We start from the raw sequence: 18062 nt of genomic DNA on the forward strand, positions 1-18062 counted from the left end.
CACCCGGGCGAACTCCGCGTCGTGGGCGACGGCGAACAGCTGGGGCGAGAGCCCGACGCACACCGTGAGCACGACCAGCGCGAGGACGACCGTCACCCAGACGTCGCCAGGGGAGATGGTGGTGATCGAGCCGAACAAGTAGCTGTTCAGGACGGCGGCGCTCTGTCCGGCCAGTCCGGTGATCAGCACGCCGCCGGCGATGCCGCCGTAGAACAGCAGGGCCAGGGCGACGTCGCCGCTGGTGCGGCCGCGGCCCCGGATCGCCTCGATGGCGACCGCCCCGAGGATGGCCACGACCAGCGCGGTGAGCAGGGGCGCGGCGCCGGTGAGCAGCCCGAGTGCCACCCCGGTGACCGCGACGTGGCCGAGCCCGTCGCCCATCAGGGCCAGCCTGCGTTGCACGAGGTAGGTGCCCACGGCGGGCGCGGCGAGCCCGGTGAAGAGCGCGCCGAGCAGCGCCCGGATCACGAAGTCGTAGGCGAGGATGCTCATTCCACCTCCCGGCTCAGTGGGTCCAGGGGTCCCGCGACCGTCGGCACGTGGTCGGTCCCGCGGGGCGCCCCGTGGTGATGGTGGCCGTGGTCGGCGTCGGTGAACGCCGCCAGCGGCGGGCCGTCGTACACCAGCCGACCGTCCCGCATCACCACCGCGCGACCGACCAGGTCGGCGAGCGGGCCGAGCTCGTGGGCGACCAGCACGATCGTCGCGCCGCGGGCCACCAGCCCCCCGAGCGCGTCTGCGAACGCCCGCTGTGACTGCACGTCGACGCCGGCGGTCGGTTCGTCGAGCACCAGCAGCTCCGGCTCGCCGGCGAGCGCCCGGGCGATGAGCACGCGCTGCTGCTGGCCCCCCGACAGAGTCGAGACGCCGTCGCCGAGCCGGCCACCGAGGCCGACCGCCTCGACCGCCGCGGTGATCGCGTCCCGGTCGGCGCGACGCAGGGGCAGGAACGGGGTACGCCGAGACAGCCGGCCCGCCGCCACCACCTCGCCGACCGTCGCCGGTACGCCGGAGGTCGCGGTGGCGCGCTGCGGCACGAAGCCCACACGCTCCCACGCGCGGAACGCGTCCAGCCGGGTGCCGAACAGCTCGACGTCGCCACGCACCGGCGGCACCAGACCCAGCAGCGTGCGGACCAGCGTGGACTTGCCGGAGCCGTTGGCGCCCAGGACCGCGACGACCTCGCCGGCGGCGACCGACAGGTCGATGCCGCGCAGGACCGGACGACCGCCGAGCTCGACGGCGACATCGCGGGTGTGGATCAGTGGCGCGGTCACGAGCAGTCGTTCGCCTTCCGCAGGGCGGCCAGGTTGGCCCGCATCAACGAGAGGTAGTCGTCGTCCTGGGTCTCCTCGCCGAGCCCCTCGACCGGGTCGAGGACCGCGGTCTCGAGACCCAGGTCGCCGGCCAGGCTGTCCGCGAGCTCGGGGGAGGCGAGGGTCTCGGAGAAGACCGTGGTGACGCCCTCGGACTCGATCAGGTCGGCCAGCTCGGCCAGGTGCGCCGGCGACGGCTCGGCGTCGGGCGAGAGGCCGCTGATCGGCCGCAGGTCCAGGCCGTACCTCGCGCCCAGGTAGCCGAAGGCGTCGTGGCTGACCACGACGGTGTCGCGGGCGCAGGACCCGAGCCCCTTCTCGAACTCGGTGTCGAGCGTGTCCAGGTCCCGCTGCAGCGCGGCGAGGTTTTCGGCGTACGCGGCCTCGTGGTCGGGGTCCGCGGCGGCGACCGCCTCGGCGAACTGCGCCGCGACGCTGCTCAACCGGGTCGGGTCGAGCCAGAAGTGCGGGTCGCCGTCCTCGGTGACCTCGCTGCCGTCCACGACGTGCTCGGACGAGGACTGGTCCACGGCGTCGTCGACGGCCGGCTGGAGACCCCGCGAGAACAGCACCACGTCGGCCTCGGCGACCTCCGCGGTCTGCTCGAAGCTGAGCTCGAGGTCGTGCGGCTCCTGGCCGGGAGCGACCAGGCCGGTCACCTCCGCGTGCTCACCGGCGACCCGTTCCGCGACGTACTCCAGCGGGTAGAACGACGCCACCACCGCAGTCCCGTCGGCACCGCCCGCGTCCACGGCGCCGCACCCGGCCAGCAGCGGCACCGTGGCGGCGAGGGCGAGTAGCCCGCGGGACGATCTCGGCATGAGAATCATTCTCAACTTGGCTGAGAACCGTTGTCAAACGCGGCGCCCGACCACCGCGGTGCCGTCCCGCGCCTCGTCGCGGGTCACCCGGGCTTCCAGTCCGGCCGCCGTGAACGCGTCCAGCAGCGATGCCGCCTGGCCCCGGCTGGTCTCGATGACGAGGTGGCCGCCCGGCGCGAGCCACCGGTGGGCGACGCCGACCAGGCGACGGGCGACGTCGAGCCCGTCGGCGCCGCCGTCGAGGGCGACGAGCGGCTCGTGCTCGCGGGCCTCGGGCGGCATGGAGCCGACCGCGTCGGTGGGGACGTACGGCGCGTTGGCGACGAGCACGTCGACGCGACCGCGCAGGTGGTCCGGCAGCGGCTCGTCCAGGTCGCCCTGCAGCACCGCGGCGCGGTCGCCGAGGTTGCGCCGGGCCACCGCGACCGCCGCCCTGTCGACATCGGCCACCACCAGCTCCACGTCGTCGAGCGTGGCGAGGACCACCGTGCCGATGGCCGCCACACCGCAGCACAGCTCGACGACGACCGGGCGGTCCGCCGCACGGGCAAGGTCCACGGTGAGGTCGGCGAGGTGCTCGGTGCGCACCCGCGGCACGAACACCCCGGGTCCCACCAGCACCCGGAGCCCGCGGAACTCCACCCAGCCGACGATCTGCTCGAGCGGCCGCCCCGCCACCCGGTCGGCGACCATCGACTCCAGGTGCGCATCGTCGCGGGCCTCGGCGCGGAGCAGGGCCGCCTCGTCCTCCGCGAACACGCACCCCGCCCCGCGCAGACGCGCCACCACGACGTCGGGGGAGGAGGTCACGGCCCGACGGTAGTGTCGCGGCCGTGATCGTGGTGAACCGCTTCCGCTCCGGGCCGGACCCGACCGCCGGCGACGCGATGCGCGGCGGGTTGCAGCAGGCCCTCGACGCGCTGCGCGAGCGGCCCGGTTTCGTCGACGGCGCGGTCGGCCGCAACGTGGACGAGCCCGAGCTGTGGTTGCTCACCACCCGGTGGGAGAACGTCGGCAGCTACCGCCGGGCGCTCTCGTCGTACGACGTGAAGCTGGCCGCCGTTCCCCTGCTGTCACAGGCGATCGACGAGCCGTCGGCCTACGAGGTCGTCCCGCCCGGCCACGCCGGGCTCAACGAAGCCATCCCGCGCCAGCTCGATTGACCGAGGGTCGCGCGTGGCTCGCGACGGCAGTGCCTACACGCGCGACCTCTGCAGATAGGCTGGTCGCTTCGCGCCGGTAGCCAGCCGGTCGCGCCGACCAGATGGAGCATCCCCCGTGTCCAGCAAGCCCGTTTCCGCCGTCGACGCTGTCGTCTCCCTCGCCAAGCGCCGGGGTTTCGTCTACCCCTGCGGCGAGATCTACGGCGGCACCCGCTCCGCCTGGGACTACGGCCCACTCGGTGTCGAACTCAAGGACAACATCAAGCGCCAGTGGTGGAAGTCGACGGTGCAGGCCCGCGAGGACGTCGTCGGTCTCGACTCCAGCGTCATCCTGCCGCGTCAGACGTGGGAGGCCAGCGGCCACGTCGACACCTTCATGGACCCGCTCACCGAGTGCCAGTCCTGCCACAAGCGGTTCCGGGCCGACCACCTGCAGGAGGCGTACGCCGAGAAGAAGGGGATCGACAACCCCGATGACGTCGACCTCGCGCTCGTCGTTTGCACCAACTGCGGCACCCGGGGCGCCTGGACCGAGCCCCGGCAGTTCTCCGGCCTGCTGAAGACCTACCTCGGCGTGGTCGAGGACGACTCCGGCCTGCACTACCTGCGGCCCGAGACCGCGCAGGGCATCTTCCTCAACTTCGCCAACGTGGTGACCTCGAGCCGTCGCAAGCCGCCGTTCGGCATCGCCCAGATCGGCAAGAGCTTCCGCAACGAGATCACGCCCGGCAACTTCATCTTCCGCACGCGCGAGTTCGAGCAGATGGAGATGGAGTACTTCGTCCGGCCCGGCGAGGACGAGGAGTGGCACCAGTACTGGATCGACGAGCGCACGAAGTGGTACGTCGACCTGGGCATCGACCCCGACAACCTGCGCCACTTCGAGCACCCCGAGGAGAAGCTCAGCCACTACTCCAAGCGCACCGTCGACATCGAGTACCGCTTCCGGTTCGCCGGCTCAGAGTGGGGTGAGCTCGAGGGCATCGCCAACCGCACTGACTTCGACCTGACCACGCACGCCAAGCACTCCGGCGCCGACCTCAGCTACTACGACCAGGCGGCTAACGAGCGCTACACGCCCTACGTGATCGAGCCGGCGGCCGGTCTGTCGCGCAGCCTCATGACGTTCCTGGTCGACGCCTACACCGAGGACGAGGCCCCCAACACCAAGGGTGGCGTCGACAAGCGCACCGTGCTGCGGCTCGACGCCCGGCTCGCTCCGGTCAAGGTCGCGGTGCTCCCGCTGTCGCGCAACGCCGACCTGTCCCCGAAGGCCAAGGACCTCGCCGCCGAGCTGCGCACGCTCTGGAACGTCGAGTTCGACGACTCTGGGGCGATCGGGCGTCGCTACCGGCGCCAGGACGAGATCGGTACGCCGTACTGCGTCACCGTCGACTTCGACACGCTCGACGACAACGCCGTGACCGTGCGCGAGCGGGACTCGATGGCGCAGGAGCGCGTCGGTCTGGACCAGGTCCGGTCCTGGTTCGCCGAGCGTCTGGTGGGCTGCTGACCCGCGGTCGCGGCAGGGGCGATGTCGCGGTTGCGCTCCGACGGGCTGGGTGGCTCCTGCACAATGAGTCGGTGTCCTCCACCCCTCGTCGCACCCCCGGCCGACGCTCGCGGCTGACCCACCTGATGGCGTCCGCCGCCGTGCTCGGGCTCGTGGTGACCGGCTGCAGTTCGCCTGACGACGAACCGACCGCCGAGTCCTCCGCCACCGGGGAGGCCTCGTCCGACGAGTCGTCCACCGACGAGTCGTCCACCGACGAGGCGTCGGCCGGCCAGGACGCCCCCACCGAGTCGCCGACCGCGGACGTGTCGGTCCCCGAGGGGGTCGAGGTGACCGCCCAGGGCTCCGACCTCGAGTTCGGGGAGACCGCGACCGTCGTGTTCGAGCCGAACCAGAAGAAGAGCACGCTGCTGGACCTGACCGTGAAGAGCGCCCGAAAGGGTCGGCTCTCCGACTTCGAGGGCTTCATCCTCGACGACGACTACAAGCGCAAGGCCAACTACTTCTACGTCAAGGTCGCCGTCGAGAACGTCGGTGACAAGAATGTCGGCGGCAGCCCGGTCCCGTTGTGGGGCGTCAACGAGGAGAACACGCTGCTGCCCGCGGTGAACTTCACCACGGCCTTCAAGCCCTGCGCCTCGACGCCGCTGCCCAAGAGGTTCAAGTCCGGGGACAGCGTCGACACGTGCCTGGTGTACCTCGCGCCCAACAAGGGATCGCTGGAGTCGATGAGCTTCCGGCCCGACCAGGCCTTCGACCCGATCGAGTGGACCGGCGAGGTCAAGCCGCCCAAGAAGGACAAGAAGAAGGGCGGCAACAACAACGGCGGCGGGTCCGGCGGGAACAACTGACCCGCTGACCGACGACCCCGGTCCGCCGACAGCGAACCGGGGTTTGCTCCCGCGCTGAGGTGTCTCAGCCCAGGCGCCGGTCTCCGACCTGGTGGTCGGCGATGTACTCAGCCAGGGTGCGGCCGTCGAGGGCGTCGAGCGGCTCGGCGTACACCGCCGTGGACGTCGCGTCCGCGCCCTCCGGACCGCGAGGTTGCGAAGCCCCGGCGGGCGTGGCGGTGGCGATCGAGGTCACGACGACGAGGGTCAGGGCGGAGACGATGTTGCTGCTGCGGGCGGTGCTGTTCATGTGGATCACCTCGGTGGTAGCGGATGGTGGCTGTCTTCGACCCTCGTGCTCAGGGGTCCTGCCCCACATCGGGAACGACTCCTGAGGTCGGGGCCGCGGACCCCTGAGGTTCCGGCCGGCGACCCTCACGGACTACAGACATACGACGCAGCGCCGAGCAGACTGAGCACCGATGACCCGGAGCGGAGGGGCGCGGCCGCCCCGGATGGCCGGACGGCTGCGGGAGCTCGGGCTGCTGGAGTCCGCCATCGGGCGTGCGGCCGAGGGCGAGCCGAGCGCGGTGTTCGTGCACGGCGAGTCGGGCGTGGGCAAGACCCGCCTGGTGCGAGAGATCTGTGACCGCGCGCGCGAGGGTGGCTTCACCGTCGTGTGGGGACGCTGTCTCCGGTTCGGGGCGTTCGAGTCGGCGTTCCTGCCCTGGGTGACGTCACTCGAGCAGTGGCTCGACGCCGCTCACCCTGCGGTGCGGCAGCGGGTGCTGGGTGCCGTGCCGGGAGCGGCCAGCGTGCTGCCCTCCCTGGGAGCCGCGATCCACGACTCCGCCGTCCGCGCCGTCACCGTCGCGGACGCGCTCGTGTCACAGATCGTTGCTCTCGGCCCCACCGTCCTGGTGATGGACGACGTTCAGTGGGCGGACGCCGCGTCTCGAGATGCCCTGATGTACGTCATCGGCGGCTTCGGGCGGCAGCCGTTGCTGGTGCTGGCCACCTACCGCGACGAAGAGCTCGGGACCGGTGACCCGATGCACGGCTGGCTTGCGGACGTCCGGAGACTCCCGGGCGTGGGCGATCTGCGCCTCGGCCGACTCTCGCCGGCAGAGACCGAGGAGCAGCTCACGCTGCTTCTGGGCGGTGTCCCGAGTCCCGGCCTGGTCAGGGACGTCGTGGCGCGATCCGGAGGAAACGCATACCTGACCGAGCTGCTCACCGAGGGTCTCGACGCCCGCGCCGAGTCACTACCGGAAGGACTGCCGGAGAACCTGTCCGATGCCCTGCTGGCTGCCTGGCATCGGCTTCCACACGTCGCTCGCGACGTGCTGCAGACCCTCGTCGTCGCCGGCAGGCCGACACGTGTCGAGCAGCTTCGAGCCGTGTGCGCCGACCGCGGCGTCCCCTCGGCAGATGTCACCGGCGCCCTGTCGGCATCGATCACGGGCGGACTCGTGGTCCGGACGGACGAGGACACCGTGTGGTTCCGCCATCCACTCCTTGCCGAGGTGTTGGAGGCGACCTTCCTGCCGGGCGAGGCCGCCCCACTTCATCGGGCATGGGCGGCTGGGCTGCGTTCGACGTCCGCGGTCGGTGGGGAGGACGTACGCCGACTCGGCGATCTCGCCCGGCACTTCGAGGGCGCGGGGGACCTCGACGAGAGCTTCGCCGCCTCGCTCGAAGCGGCGGACGCGGCCCGCGGCGCGCGCCTCTGGCGGGACGAGGCAATGCATCTGGTGCGCGCGGCGCGACTCTGGCCCCGGGTGGACACCACTCCGGCCGGCGGACGTGGTGAGGCAGAGCTGTGGGAGCGTGCCGCGGTCACGCTCGCACGTGTCGGCCGGTCGGCCGAAGCCGTCGCAGCGGCCGACCGGGGACTGGCCCTCGCCGAGGCGAGCGGAGATGTGTTGCTCCTGACCCGGCTGACCCTCATCCGCTGGGACGAGCTGTTCTGGACGCGCGGCCATGGGCACGATGCCGTCGCCGACGCCAGGAGGCTGGTGTCGCGGACCGAAGCGCTGTCGGACACCGCCGAGCACGCCAGGGCCTTGGCCGAGCTGACCTGGGCCCTGGTCTGGGTCGGCGACCTCGAGGAAGCCCGGCGGGTGGCTGAGGCCGCGCTCGTCGCCGCGCGTCGCTCTGCGTCTCCGGCGGCGATGTCCGTCGCGCACGAGGCCTGCGCCTGGGCGAACTCCGGCGGGGAATCGGAGTGCGCGAACGGTCAGGAGGCGCTGCGCTACGCCAGGCTCGCGGCCGACCCGGACCTGGTCTCCAGCGCGGCGCAGGCGCTGACCAACTGCCTCCTGGCCCGGGGCCGGCTTCGCGAGGCGGTCCAGATGGAGATCGAGGCACTCCAGTGGGCGCTGGAGGACGGCGCCCTCGCCTCGGCGGTCTGGCGCAGTGGGTTCCTGGCCGCGACGCTTGCCGAGCATGGACGGTTGCGAGAGGGCATGGATGCGGTGCGCACCGGACTGAGCGTGGCCGACGTGAGCTCTGGCTCAGCAGTCGTGCGCCTGGCCGCGATGGTCATCGCCGTCCGGCGCGGGGACCTCCCGGCCGCGGAGCTGCACGAGCGCCGGGCACAGGAGCAGGTGGTTGCCCTGGAGGAGCGCCCGGGTCTGGAGGCACCCCCGGGACTGGCGGAGTACCTCCTGGCGAGGGGCGAACCGGCCCGAGCCCTGCACTTGGTCCGGCGAACTCTGCAGGCCCACTCGGTGGATCCACGAGTCGCCGACCGGATGGTGATGTGGGGGGCGCGGGCCGCCGCCGATCTCGTCCTGGCCGCGCGCGACCGCGGCGACCACCGCGGCGTCGATCGCGCCCGCGCGGAGCTGGCACAGCTCGTGGGGGCGCGCGCCGGTCTTCCCGGTGAGCCGTTCGAGCCGGCCGATGCCGACGATTCGGTGCAGCCCGCCTACGCGGCCATCTTCGCCGCGGAGATGGCGCGTTGCAGCGGCGTCCTCGACCCGGATGCCTGGTCGAGCGCCGCACGGCTGTGCGAGCGCGCCTCACTGCACTGGGAGCAGAACCTTGCGCGATGGCGTCAGGCGGAGAGCCTGGCCATCCGCGGGGCAGCCGGCAGCGCCGCGGCACCGCTGCGCGAGGTGCGCGCCTACGCATCGCGGGAGGGCGCGGCCCGCCTCCTCGTGGACGTCGAGGCGCTGGCCGCGTCGATCCGAGTCCCGCTGGAGGACCCGCGCCAGGCACCGCCCGAGCCACGCCCGCCGTCCGGACGGCTGTCCGGACTGACGGCCCGGGAGGGCGAGGTGCTTGCCCACCTGGTCGCCGGTCGCACCTACGCCGAGATCGCAGAAGCCCTGTTCATCAGTGAGAAGACCGTCAGCACGCACGTCTCACACCTGCTCCGCAAGACCGGCACCAGGTCGCGGCAAGAGGTCTCGGCGCTGGCGCTACGGCTGCGCGCGACCGACGCCACCGGCAGCGGATTTGGGCAGGCCTGAGCGACCCCCGCACAATGGTGCGGTGACCCTGACGGCCGAGAACCCCACGACGCACGCGCTGCCGCGTGAGCTCGTGCTCGGCTCGCTGCGCGTCGACACCCCGGTCGTGCTCGCGCCGATGGCAGGGATCACCAACGCGGCGTACCGCCGACTCTGCCTGGAACAGATGGCGGCGCAGGGCTCCACTGGGCTCTTCGTCTGCGAGATGATCACCAGCCGCGGACTCGTCGAGCGCGACGCGGTCACCGAGTCGATGCTGGTCTTCGACGAGCTCGAGGACGTCCGGTCGGTGCAGCTCTACGGCACCGACCCGGTCTACGTCGGCAAGGCGGCCGAGATCCTGTGCGCGGAGTACGGCGTCGCCCACATCGACCTGAACTTCGGCTGCCCGGTCCCCAAGGTGACCCGCAAGGGCGGTGGCGGCGCGCTGCCCTGGAAGCGCCGGTTGCTCGGCGACATCCTCGAGGCGGCGGTGCGTGCGGCGGCGCCGTACGACGTGCCGGTCACGATGAAGACCCGCAAGGGCATCGACGAGGACCACCTCACCTACCTCGACGCCGGCCGGATCGCCCAGGAGTCCGGCTGCGCGGCGATCGCCCTGCACGGCCGCACGGTCAGCCAGGCCTACTCGGGCGCCGCCGACTGGGACGCGATCGGCGAGCTCGTCGCCCACGTCGACATCCCGGTGCTCGGCAACGGTGACATCTGGGAAGCGGCCGACGCGGTCCGGATGGTCGAGCAGACCGGCGCGGCCGGCGTCGTGGTGGGCCGCGGCTGCCTCGGCCGGCCGTGGCTGTTCCGCGACCTCGCGGCAGCCTTCGCGCCGGACGGCTCCACGGTGTCGGGCACCGTAGAGACCCCGTCGCTCGGCGAGGTGACCGCGATGATGCGCCGGCACGCCGAGCTGCTCAGCCGCAACATGGGGGAGGAGCGCGGCTGCAAGGAGTTCCGCAAGCACGTCACCTGGTACCTCAAGGGCTTCGCCGCGGGGGGCGAGATGCGCCGCGACCTCGGCCTGGTGTCCTCGCTGGCCGCGCTCGACGAGCTGCTGGCCGACCTCGACCCGGCCGAGCCGTTCCCGGTGGCCACGCTCGGCACCCCACGCGGACGGCAGGGCAACCCGCGCCGCGTCGTACTCCCCGAGGGATGGCTCGACGACACCGACGGCACCGACTGCGCCGTGCAGGAGGACATGCACTCCGGAGGCTGAGCCGGTCGAACGACTGCACACCTGGCGCCCGACACGGTGATCCTCGACACGAAGAATCGCCGGAATCCCGCGGGAAACGTGTTATTCCTGTCTGAACCGGATGTGACGCCGCGAAACACCTGTGCTTCACTCGTTGCTTTGTCGTCAACTCCTGGTGGGTGAACCTGTCCGTGACCTCCGCACGCCACAAGGCGGTCGTCGAGCATGCCGGCCGCCGACGCCTCATCCGCGTCGCTCTGCCGGCACTCGCAGCCACTCTCGTGACGGGGTCCGTGGTCGGGCTCTCCCTGGCCGGTGACGTCGCCGCCCCGGAACCGTCCGCGATGGCCGGCGCCAACATCGGCGCCGCGCGCTCCGGCACGGTGATCAGCGCCGACATGCGCGAGCGCATGGAGGACCGCGAGCAGAGCATCAGCCGCTCCGCCCGGCGGGTCACGATCGAGGACGAGCCGAAGCCCAAGGGTCACAAGTTCAGCACCGCGGACCTCAACATCCGCGAGACCCCGGCCGAGAACGCCGACGTGGTCACCACCGTCGACCCGGCCACCAAGCTCTCCATCACCGGTGAGGTCGACGACGGCTACGCCGAGGTGATCTGGAAGGACGAGGCCTACTGGGTCAGCGCCGACTACCTCGCGAAGCAGAAGCCCGAGGAGGAGACGGCGGACGGCGGCGCGGTCACCGTGGGCGGGTTCAGCTCCGCCCCGTGCGCCAACGGCTCGGAGATCGAGAGCGGCATCACCGCCAGCGCGGTCACGGTGCTGCGCGCGGTCTGCGCCGAGTTCCCGACGATCACGTCCTACGGGGGCTACCGCGGCGACGGGGAGCACTCCGACGGCCGGGCCATCGACATCATGGTCTCCGGCGAGCTCGGGTGGCAGGTCGCCGACTACCTGCGCGCCAACAGCGGCGCGTTCGGCCTCTACGACGTCATCTACTCGCAGCGGATCTGGACCGCGCAGCGCTCCTCCGAGGGCTGGCGCTACATGTCCGACCGCGGGTCGACCACGGCCAACCACTACGACCACGTGCACGTGAAGGTCTTCTGAGCCTTCCGTCCGGTGGCTGAGCGCGGCCCCACGGTGGTCGAGAGCGTCTGGACCGATCGGCCCGTCCGCGCCGGGCAGTAGGGTCGCCCCGATGGGGTCGATGGAGCGGTACGACGAGCACGCCCGTGCGCGCTGGGTGGACGAGCCGCCCAAGCCCAGCGGGCCGGCCGGGCGCACTCCGTTCGAGCGCGACCGGGCCCGCGTCGTGCACTCCGCGGCGCTGCGCCGGCTCGCCGCCAAGACCCAGGTGGTGGGGCCGCAGACCGACGACTTCGTCCGCAACCGGCTGACCCACACCCTCGAGGTTGCCCAGGTCGCCCGCGACCTCGCCCGCACGATCGGCTGCGACGCCGACATCGTGGAGACGGCGGCCCTCGCCCACGACCTGGGGCACCCGCCGTTCGGCCACAACGGTGAGCGCGCGCTGGCCGAGCTCAGCGCCTCGTGCGGCGGCTTCGAGGGCAATGCGCAGACGCTGCGGATCCTCACCCGGCTCGAGGCCAAGACCTTCGACCCCCAAGGTCGGTCGGTCGGCCTGAACCTCACCCGGGCGACGCTCGACGCGGCCACGAAGTACCCCTGGACCCACGACGACGCCCGCGACCCGCACGGCTCCCACGCCGACGGCACCCCGCGTGCCGGCCGCAAGTTCGGCGTCTACGCCGACGACCTCGCGGTCTTCACCTGGCTGCGTGAGGGGGCGGACGGCTCCCGGCGGTGCATCGAGGCCCAGGTGATGGATCTCGCCGACGACGTCGCCTACTCCGTCCACGATCTCGAGGACGGCATCGTCGCCGGCACCATCGACCTCGGCAGGCTGGAGGCGCCGGGGGAGCGCAAGGCGGTCTTCGACACCGTCCGTGACTGGTACCTCCCGGGCGCGCCCGACGACGAGCTCGGCACGGCGCTGACCGAGCTGCGCGGGCTGCGTTCCTGGCCGACCGGGCGCTACGACGGCAGCCGGGCGGCCCTCGCGGCGCTGAAGAACCTCACCAGCGACCTGATCGGGGTCTTCTGCACGTCGGTCCAGGAGGCCACCCGTGCGGAGTACGGCGACGGGCCGCTGGTGCGCTACGCCGCCGACCTCGTCGTACCCCGCCGCACCGAGCTCGCCATCGCCGTCCTCAAGGGGGTCGCCGCTCACTACGTCATGCGCGCCGACAACCGGGTCGGCCTGCTCGAACGCCAGCGTGACGTTGTCTCCGAGCTGGTCGCCCAGCTCCGGCACCGGGGCCCCGCCGAGCTGCAGCCGGTGTTCCGTGCCGACTTCGCCGGGGCCACGTCCGACGCGGAGCGGCTGCGCGTGGTCGTCGACCAAGTGGCCTCCCTGACCGACGCGTCCGCCGTGGCCTGGCACACCCGCCTCGAGGGCGGCTGAGCCACGCCGGGACGCCGCGACGCCGTTGCCGGCGTTGGGCGTCACTGCCGGGCGACCGCCACCCGCAACAGCTCGTCCGGCGACAGGTAGTGGTCGAGGTCCTCCGCCGACGCCCCGACGTCGATCTCCACCCACTTGATCTCACCGGTGAAGCGGTTCGGCGTCGGGTAGTCGTCGGCGACGTGGGCGCCGTCGTCCCGGCCGACGTCGCAGGTGTCGTCGGCCGAGAAGATCATCGCGGCGGTGGCGTCGACCTTGCCCTCCCCGGTCTTCGTCCCGTTGGCGAACAGGCCGACGGTGCCGCCCTTCCCGAGACCTGGTCCGTCGTAGCTGAACTCCATCCGGACCTGTTGCAGCCCGGGCTCGAGAGGTTGTTCGGCGACGACCTTGTAGCGGTGCAGGCCGAACAGGTTGTAGCAGTAGCAGAGGTGCCCCTCTCGGACGTACAGGCTCCATCCGCCGATGCTTCCGCCCTGCGCGACGACCACGCCCTGCGCGCCATCCTCCGGCACGACGATCTCCGCCGTGACCGCGTGCGAGGTGTTCTTGATGCTCACGACGGAGTGCTCGGACAGCCGGCCCATCCCGCCGTACAGCCGCTGCCGGGTGCCCTTGACGAGCACGGGCCGTCCACTCACGTCGGCGGAGATCCGCTCGGCGACCCGGTCGTCGAGGGGCAGCACGTTGTTCCGCGCCGCCTCGATCAGGAAGAGCCGCTGCAGCTCGTGGAGCTTGTCCGGATGCTGCGCGGAGACGTCCTCGGCCTGTGTCCAGTCGACCCCGGTGTCGTAGAGCTCCCACACGTCGTCGTCGAACGCCGGCGGCTTGTGGCCGAGAAGCAGCCAGGGTGTCGTGTGGCGGGTGACCGCCGTCCAGCCCTTGTGGTAGATCCCGCGGTTGCCGAACATCTCGAAGTACTGCGTCTCGTGGCGCTCGTCTGCGGCGGCGTCGTCGAACGAGTACGTCATGCTGACCCCCTGCAACGGGGTCTGCTGCACGCCGTGCACGATCGTCGGCTCCGGGATTCCCGCCGCGTCGAGGACGGTGGCGGCGATGTCGATCACGTGCGCGAACTGCGTCCGCATCTCGCCGCGCGCCTCGATGCCGCGCGGCCAGTGCACGATCGTGCCGTTGCGCGTCCCACCGAAGTGCGACGCCACCTGCTTCGTCCACTGGTACGGCGTGTCCATCGCGTGCGCCCAGCCCACGGAGTAGTGGTTGTAGGAGTCCGGGCCGCCCAGGTCGTCGAGGTGGGCCCGCAGGAACTCCGGCGTCTCCAGGGTCGCCGCGCCGTTGAAGTTGATCATCTCGTTGAAGGTGCCGTTCATGGTGCCTTCGGCGGACGCCCCGTTGTCACCCACGAGGTAGAAGACCAGCGTGTCCTCGAGGATCTCCATCTCCTCGAGCGCGTCCAGCAGACGACCCACGTGGTGGTCGGTGAACTCGAGGAAGCCCGCGTAGACCTCCATCTGGCGCCGCAGCACGGGCAACAGGTCCTCGGGCATGTCGTCCCACGCGGGGATCTCGGCGTGACGTTCCGTGAGCCGGGCATCAGGCGGGACGATGCCGAGCTCCTGTTGCCGGGCGAAGGTCCGCTCGCGCAGCGCATCCCAGCCGTCATCGAACCGTCCGGCGTACTTGTCGCACCACTCCTTTGCCACATGATGCGGCGCATGTGTGGCACCGGGTGCGAAGTAGGCGAAGAACGGCTTGTCCGGCATCAGGGACTTCTGCTGGTGGACCCACCCGATCGCCTTGTCGGTCATGTCGATCATCAGGTGGTAGCCCTCTTCGGGCGAACGGTCCGGCTCCACGGGCGTGGTGCCCTCGTAGAGCGCGGGGTAGTACTGGTGCGCCTCGCCGCCGATGAAGCCGTAGAAGTACTCGAACCCGCTCCCCGTCGGCCAGTTGTCGAACGGGCCGAGCGGGCTGGTCTCCCAGACCGGGACCTCGTGGCACTTGCCGAACTGCGCCGTGGAGTAGCCGTTGAGCTTGAGGATCTCCGCCAGGGGCGCACAGGTGTTGGGCCGTCGGGAGTCATAACCGGGTGCCGACGTCGCGATCTCCGTGATGCCGCCCATCCCCACCACGTGGTGGTTCCGGCCGCTCAGCAGGGCGGCCCGGGTCGGCGAGCACAGAGCGGTCGTATGGAACCGGTTGTACTTGAGCCCGTTGGCGGCAAGACGCTCCGCGTTCGGAGTCTCGATCGGCCCGCCGAAGGCGGTCGACGCACCGAAGCCGACGTCGTCGAGGAGGACGACCAGGACGTTGGGGGCACCCGACGGGGGCCTGGGCCTCTCGATGGGCGGGTTCGACCAGTCCGGGTCCTTGGCGTCGTAGGTGACGAGGCCGCTCACCGGCCGGTCCGGGACCGGCAGCACGTCTCGCCGGGCGTTGCTCTCCTGGGGGTCCATCCGAAGGGTTCCTCTCGGCTCCAGCACGCGCAGGGGCAGCGGTGCTCGCCCAGATCCTCGTCGCGGACGGGCATCCACGCTTCACCCCGGCGTGGTGATCCGGTGCGCGGGCAGTCACCCGTTCCGAATGACGACATCCGGCACGTGGAGGAGCGAGGCTGAGGCGGTGAGCCGACGGGAGGTCGGAGCCTGATGGACGCGCTCTCGATCTCCGTGGTGCTGGCCACGATCGTGCTCTTCGGGGCGTTCGCGGCCCGCGTGGGTGCGGTGTTCCTCACCGCGCCGATCGTCTTCGTCACCGCGGGCTTCGTGTACGCCGAGGTGCTGGGAATCCTCGAGCTCGAGGCCGAGGTCGAGCCGGTGAAGCTGCTCGCCGAGGTCACACTGGTCTGGCTGCTCTTCGCGGACGCGTCGGCGGTCGACCTGCGGAGGCTCCGGGCCGATCTCGGGACGCAGGTGCGCCTGCTGGGCGTCGCGCTGCCGATGACCGTCGCGCTCGGGACCGTCGTGGCCGTCACCTTGCTCAGCGTGGAGCCGTGGGCGGCACTACTTCTCGGGGCCGCGCTGGCGCCGACGGACGCCGCCCTGGGCGCGGCGGTGATGGCTGATCCGCGGGTGCCCGAACGCACGCGCCGCACCCTCAACATCGAGAGCGGCCTGAACGACGGGATCGTCACTCCCGTGGTGCTCCTGGCTGTCGCCGGCCTGGCCTCGGCGAACGGGCTGGGGAACGCCGAGTCGCCCGGCGGCGCCGTGGCCAGCCTCGTGGTCGGGGTCCTGGTCGGCTCGGTGGTCGGTGCCGGCGGGGGCAGCCTGATGCGGACCGCCGGACGGCGTGGCTGGTTGCTGACGGATCTGGCGGGCCCGGCCGTGCTGGCTCTCGCCCTTCTGTCCTACTCGACGGCCCTCGTCGTCGAGGGCAACGGTTTCGTGGCTGCGTTCGTGGGCGGGTTGCTCTTCGGACGCGAGGCGGGTTCCGGTGGCGCTCGGGAGGTCGCCTACGTCGAGGAGACGGCGAGCCTGGCGTCGCTGATCGCCTGGCTTCTCTTCGGGGCGCTCGCCGTCCCGACGCTCGCGGAGCACGTCGGCTGGCGCGAGCTGGTCTTTGCCCTGCTCAGCCTGACGGTGGTCAGGATGCTGCCGGTCGCGCTCGCGCTGCTCGGGTCCGGGACTGCTCGCGGGGAGGTCGCGTTCATCGGGTGGTTCGGGCCTCGCGGGCTCGCGTCGGTGATCTTCGCCCTGCTGGCACTCGAGACGCTTCACGACGTGGTCGTCGAGCTCGTGGCCACGATCGCCCTCACCGTCGTACTGAGCGTGCTGCTGCACGGACTGAGCGCGGGTCCGCTCTCGGCCCGGTTCGCGGAGAGCGCCGCGGCGCAGCCGGGTGGATCGGCAGCCCGCCGGACTCGGGTCAGACGGGGGACTCCGGGTCCTGGCCGTCACTGAAGGAGTGCCCCGGTTCCGGGGACTGACCGTCGCGGAGGTACGGCAGCGGGTTGCCGGAGGCCCGCGCGCCCGACTCGAGCCAGGTCTGGAACGCCGCGCCGTGGCGGCGTTGGAGCTCGTCGAGGTAGCGCTGGCGTTGCTCGACGATGGCCAGGCGAGCGGCCGCACCGCGCTGTGTCTCCAGCCGGACGAAGCTACGTCTCCACGCAAGGCAGAGGGCGGCGTCGTCGAGGGTCCTGAGGTCCGCCGGCTCCCTCTCGACCCGCTGCACCGGCTCGAACGAGTCCTCGTCCTCGGCAGGTACCCGGGTGTCGTCCAGGCGAGCCGCTGGCGGTCGTCGTAACCCCCATCGGCCGCCGAGCCTGGTCCGGAGGGCGGGGGACGTGGCGAGCATGGCGACGACGATGAGGAACCCCACCCAGCCGAGCGCGGCGACCAGGCCCACCCCCGCGGCCAGACAGATCCCGGCCGCGATGCCCGTGTGGACACCCGTGGCGGGCCGTTCGGTGATCACGCCCAGGATGACCGCTGCCGTGAACGTGAAGCTGACGAGCAGTGCCAGCGACGAGCGGACGCCCCAGACGGTCATCGAGCACGACAACCCGAGTGCCACCGCGGCGATGACGACGAGGTCGCGCCTACTCAGCCCGGGGCCCCCTATGACGCCATGCCGATTCATCGGACGGCCACCTTCCGCCTTGTAGACCCCCCGAGAAGCCTCACCTTCCGCTTCGCCCGGGGTGAACCGGGACCTCAACGCTAGGAGCGCACCGCGACGATTCCCTCACCCTCATTGGACGAAGTGCGCCGGCCGAGCCCACTGCTCGGCTCAGGCGCCGGCCTTGATCTCCGAGCCGTGCACCGTCAGAGCCATGATCACGACGACGTCGAGCGCGATCATGAGGATCGACCAGATCGGGTAGGCACTCAGAAACGCCATGTTCACCACCGCGCTGAGGCCCGCGAGGATCACGCCGATCGTGCGAGCCCAGATCTTCCCCGCGAAGACGCCGAAGCCCGCCGCGACGACAATGAGACCGACGATGATGTGGGTCCATCCCCAGCCTGTGTAGTCGATGGTGACCACGAGCTCCTCCTTGCCGACGAGGAAGTACTCGTCCTTGAAGAGCGCGACGAGCCCTTGGAACGCGTGGAACGTGCCGATCATCACCATCAGCACACCGGCGAATGCCGTCCAGCCGACCCAGGCCGAGGGAGGCACGTAGTCCGGACTGGTGGGGCTCGGGGGGATGGGCTGCTGCCCTGCGAACTGGGTCATCGGGATCTCCTCACCTCAGGGGCCGGTTCGAGCATGCGCCGCCGGGAACCCGGCGGCGTCACCCAACGCGGGTGACCCGTGCGAGGCCCAGCACCCCAGTGGCTCCCGCCCGCGGGCGGCGATCATCACTGCCGGACGATGCCGCAACCGGGCTCGCGGACGAG

General features: G+C 71.4%; 16 protein-coding genes. 8 read left to right on the forward strand and 8 right to left on the reverse strand.

Annotated features, from left to right (window positions below; translation table 11 throughout):
• The 4 genes from VFH10_RS18000 to VFH10_RS18015 all read right to left on the reverse strand — a co-directional run.
• The coding region (locus VFH10_RS18000) for a metal ABC transporter permease (RefSeq protein WP_325131077.1) at positions 1-492 on the reverse strand (492 nt) is incomplete at its 3' end.
• Positions 489-1277, reverse strand: a complete 789-nt coding sequence (locus VFH10_RS18005; RefSeq protein ID WP_325131079.1) for a metal ABC transporter ATP-binding protein — start codon at positions 1275-1277, stop codon at positions 489-491. The genes VFH10_RS18005 and VFH10_RS18000, both read right to left, overlap by 4 nt.
• Positions 1274-2137: a metal ABC transporter substrate-binding protein gene (locus VFH10_RS18010; protein ID WP_325131081.1), complete on the reverse strand. Its 864-nt coding sequence runs from the start codon at positions 2135-2137 to the stop codon at positions 1274-1276. Before VFH10_RS18010 ends, VFH10_RS18005 begins: the two co-directional genes overlap by 4 nt.
• Positions 2138-2170: 33 nt before the next feature.
• On the reverse strand, positions 2171-2947 hold the full coding sequence (locus VFH10_RS18015; protein ID WP_325131083.1) for a putative protein N(5)-glutamine methyltransferase: 777 nt from the start codon (positions 2945-2947) through the stop codon (positions 2171-2173).
• 23 nt (positions 2948-2970) lie between these two features.
• On the opposite strand from VFH10_RS18015, the gene VFH10_RS18020 reads away from it, so the two are divergent.
• The 3 genes from VFH10_RS18020 to VFH10_RS18030 all read left to right on the forward strand — a co-directional run bounded on the left by VFH10_RS18020 (position 2971) and on the right by VFH10_RS18030 (position 5664).
• Positions 2971-3300 (forward strand): antibiotic biosynthesis monooxygenase family protein, encoded by a 330-nt coding sequence (locus tag VFH10_RS18020; protein ID WP_325131086.1) that lies wholly within the window; start codon positions 2971-2973, stop codon positions 3298-3300.
• A gap of 115 nt (positions 3301-3415) precedes the next feature.
• A complete protein-coding gene (locus VFH10_RS18025) occupies positions 3416-4813 on the forward strand; it encodes a glycine--tRNA ligase (RefSeq protein WP_325131088.1) in 1398 nt (465 codons plus the stop codon).
• Positions 4814-4884: 71 nt separating this feature from the next.
• Positions 4885-5664 carry a hypothetical protein gene (locus VFH10_RS18030; RefSeq protein ID WP_325131090.1) on the forward strand — a complete coding sequence of 260 codons (780 nt, stop codon included), beginning with the start codon at positions 4885-4887 and terminating at the stop codon, positions 5662-5664.
• 64 nt (positions 5665-5728) lie between these two features.
• Here the strand turns inward: VFH10_RS18030 and VFH10_RS18035 are convergent, their stop codons facing one another.
• On the reverse strand, positions 5729-5953 hold the full coding sequence (locus VFH10_RS18035; protein WP_325131092.1) for a hypothetical protein: 225 nt from the start codon (positions 5951-5953) through the stop codon (positions 5729-5731).
• A gap of 172 nt (positions 5954-6125) precedes the next feature.
• Here VFH10_RS18035 and VFH10_RS18040 point away from each other — a divergent pair, with 172 nt between their 5' ends.
• The 4 genes from VFH10_RS18040 (at position 6126) to VFH10_RS18055 (ending at position 12759) form a co-directional block, all read left to right on the forward strand.
• Entirely contained in the window at positions 6126-9122 is a 2997-nt protein-coding gene (locus VFH10_RS18040) for a helix-turn-helix transcriptional regulator (protein ID WP_325131095.1), read from the forward strand.
• 22 nt (positions 9123-9144) lie between these two features.
• Positions 9145-10332 (forward strand): tRNA dihydrouridine synthase DusB, encoded by a 1188-nt coding sequence (gene dusB / locus VFH10_RS18045; RefSeq protein WP_325131096.1) that lies wholly within the window; start codon positions 9145-9147, stop codon positions 10330-10332.
• A 170-nt stretch (positions 10333-10502) separates the two neighbouring features.
• Positions 10503-11381, forward strand: a complete 879-nt coding sequence (locus VFH10_RS18050) for an SH3 domain-containing protein (RefSeq protein ID WP_325131097.1) — start codon at positions 10503-10505, stop codon at positions 11379-11381.
• 91 nt (positions 11382-11472) lie between these two features.
• Positions 11473-12759, forward strand: coding sequence for a deoxyguanosinetriphosphate triphosphohydrolase (locus VFH10_RS18055; protein ID WP_325131098.1), 1287 nt, complete (start codon positions 11473-11475; stop codon positions 12757-12759).
• Positions 12760-12800: 41 nt separating this feature from the next.
• Here the strand turns inward: VFH10_RS18055 and VFH10_RS18060 are convergent, their stop codons facing one another.
• Positions 12801-15173, reverse strand: a complete 2373-nt coding sequence (locus tag VFH10_RS18060; RefSeq protein WP_325131099.1) for an arylsulfatase — start codon at positions 15171-15173, stop codon at positions 12801-12803.
• Positions 15174-15365: 192 nt separating this feature from the next.
• Here VFH10_RS18060 and VFH10_RS18065 point away from each other — a divergent pair, with 192 nt between their 5' ends.
• Complete coding sequence (locus VFH10_RS18065; protein WP_325131100.1) at positions 15366-16619, forward strand: cation:proton antiporter; 1254 nt, start codon at positions 15366-15368, stop codon at positions 16617-16619.
• On the opposite strand, the gene VFH10_RS18070 is transcribed toward VFH10_RS18065, so the two are convergent.
• Positions 16585-17208: a hypothetical protein gene (locus tag VFH10_RS18070; RefSeq protein ID WP_325131101.1), complete on the reverse strand. Its 624-nt coding sequence runs from the start codon at positions 17206-17208 to the stop codon at positions 16585-16587. The two genes, VFH10_RS18065 and VFH10_RS18070, sit on opposite strands and share 35 nt — an antisense overlap.
• A 240-nt stretch (positions 17209-17448) precedes the next feature.
• Positions 17449-17898, reverse strand: coding sequence for a DUF7144 family membrane protein (locus tag VFH10_RS18075; RefSeq protein WP_325131102.1), 450 nt, complete (start codon positions 17896-17898; stop codon positions 17449-17451).
• Positions 17899-18062: the final 164 nt, after the last annotated feature.

This window comes from Nocardioides sp. (genome assembly GCF_035697785.1).
Lineage (GTDB): Bacteria > Actinomycetota > Actinomycetes > Propionibacteriales > Nocardioidaceae > Nocardioides_B.

Bases quoted from the DNA above. Each gene is read 5' to 3' on its own strand.
- VFH10_RS18040 (WP_325131095.1), top strand. From the start codon at position 6,126: ATGACCCGGAGCGGAGGGGCGCGGCCGCCCCGGATGGCCGGACGGCTG.
- VFH10_RS18010 (WP_325131081.1), bottom strand. From the start codon at position 2,137: ATGCCGAGATCGTCCCGCGGGCTACTCGCCCTCGCCGCCACGGTGCCG.
- VFH10_RS18055 (WP_325131098.1), top strand. From the start codon at position 11,473: ATGGGGTCGATGGAGCGGTACGACGAGCACGCCCGTGCGCGCTGGGTG.
- VFH10_RS18075 (WP_325131102.1), bottom strand. From the start codon at position 17,898: ATGACCCAGTTCGCAGGGCAGCAGCCCATCCCCCCGAGCCCCACCAGT.
- VFH10_RS18060 (WP_325131099.1), bottom strand. From the start codon at position 15,173: ATGGACCCCCAGGAGAGCAACGCCCGGCGAGACGTGCTGCCGGTCCCG.
- VFH10_RS18070 (WP_325131101.1), bottom strand. From the start codon at position 17,208: ATGACCGTCTGGGGCGTCCGCTCGTCGCTGGCACTGCTCGTCAGCTTC.
- VFH10_RS18035 (WP_325131092.1), bottom strand. From the start codon at position 5,953: ATGAACAGCACCGCCCGCAGCAGCAACATCGTCTCCGCCCTGACCCTC.
- VFH10_RS18065 (WP_325131100.1), top strand. From the start codon at position 15,366: ATGGACGCGCTCTCGATCTCCGTGGTGCTGGCCACGATCGTGCTCTTC.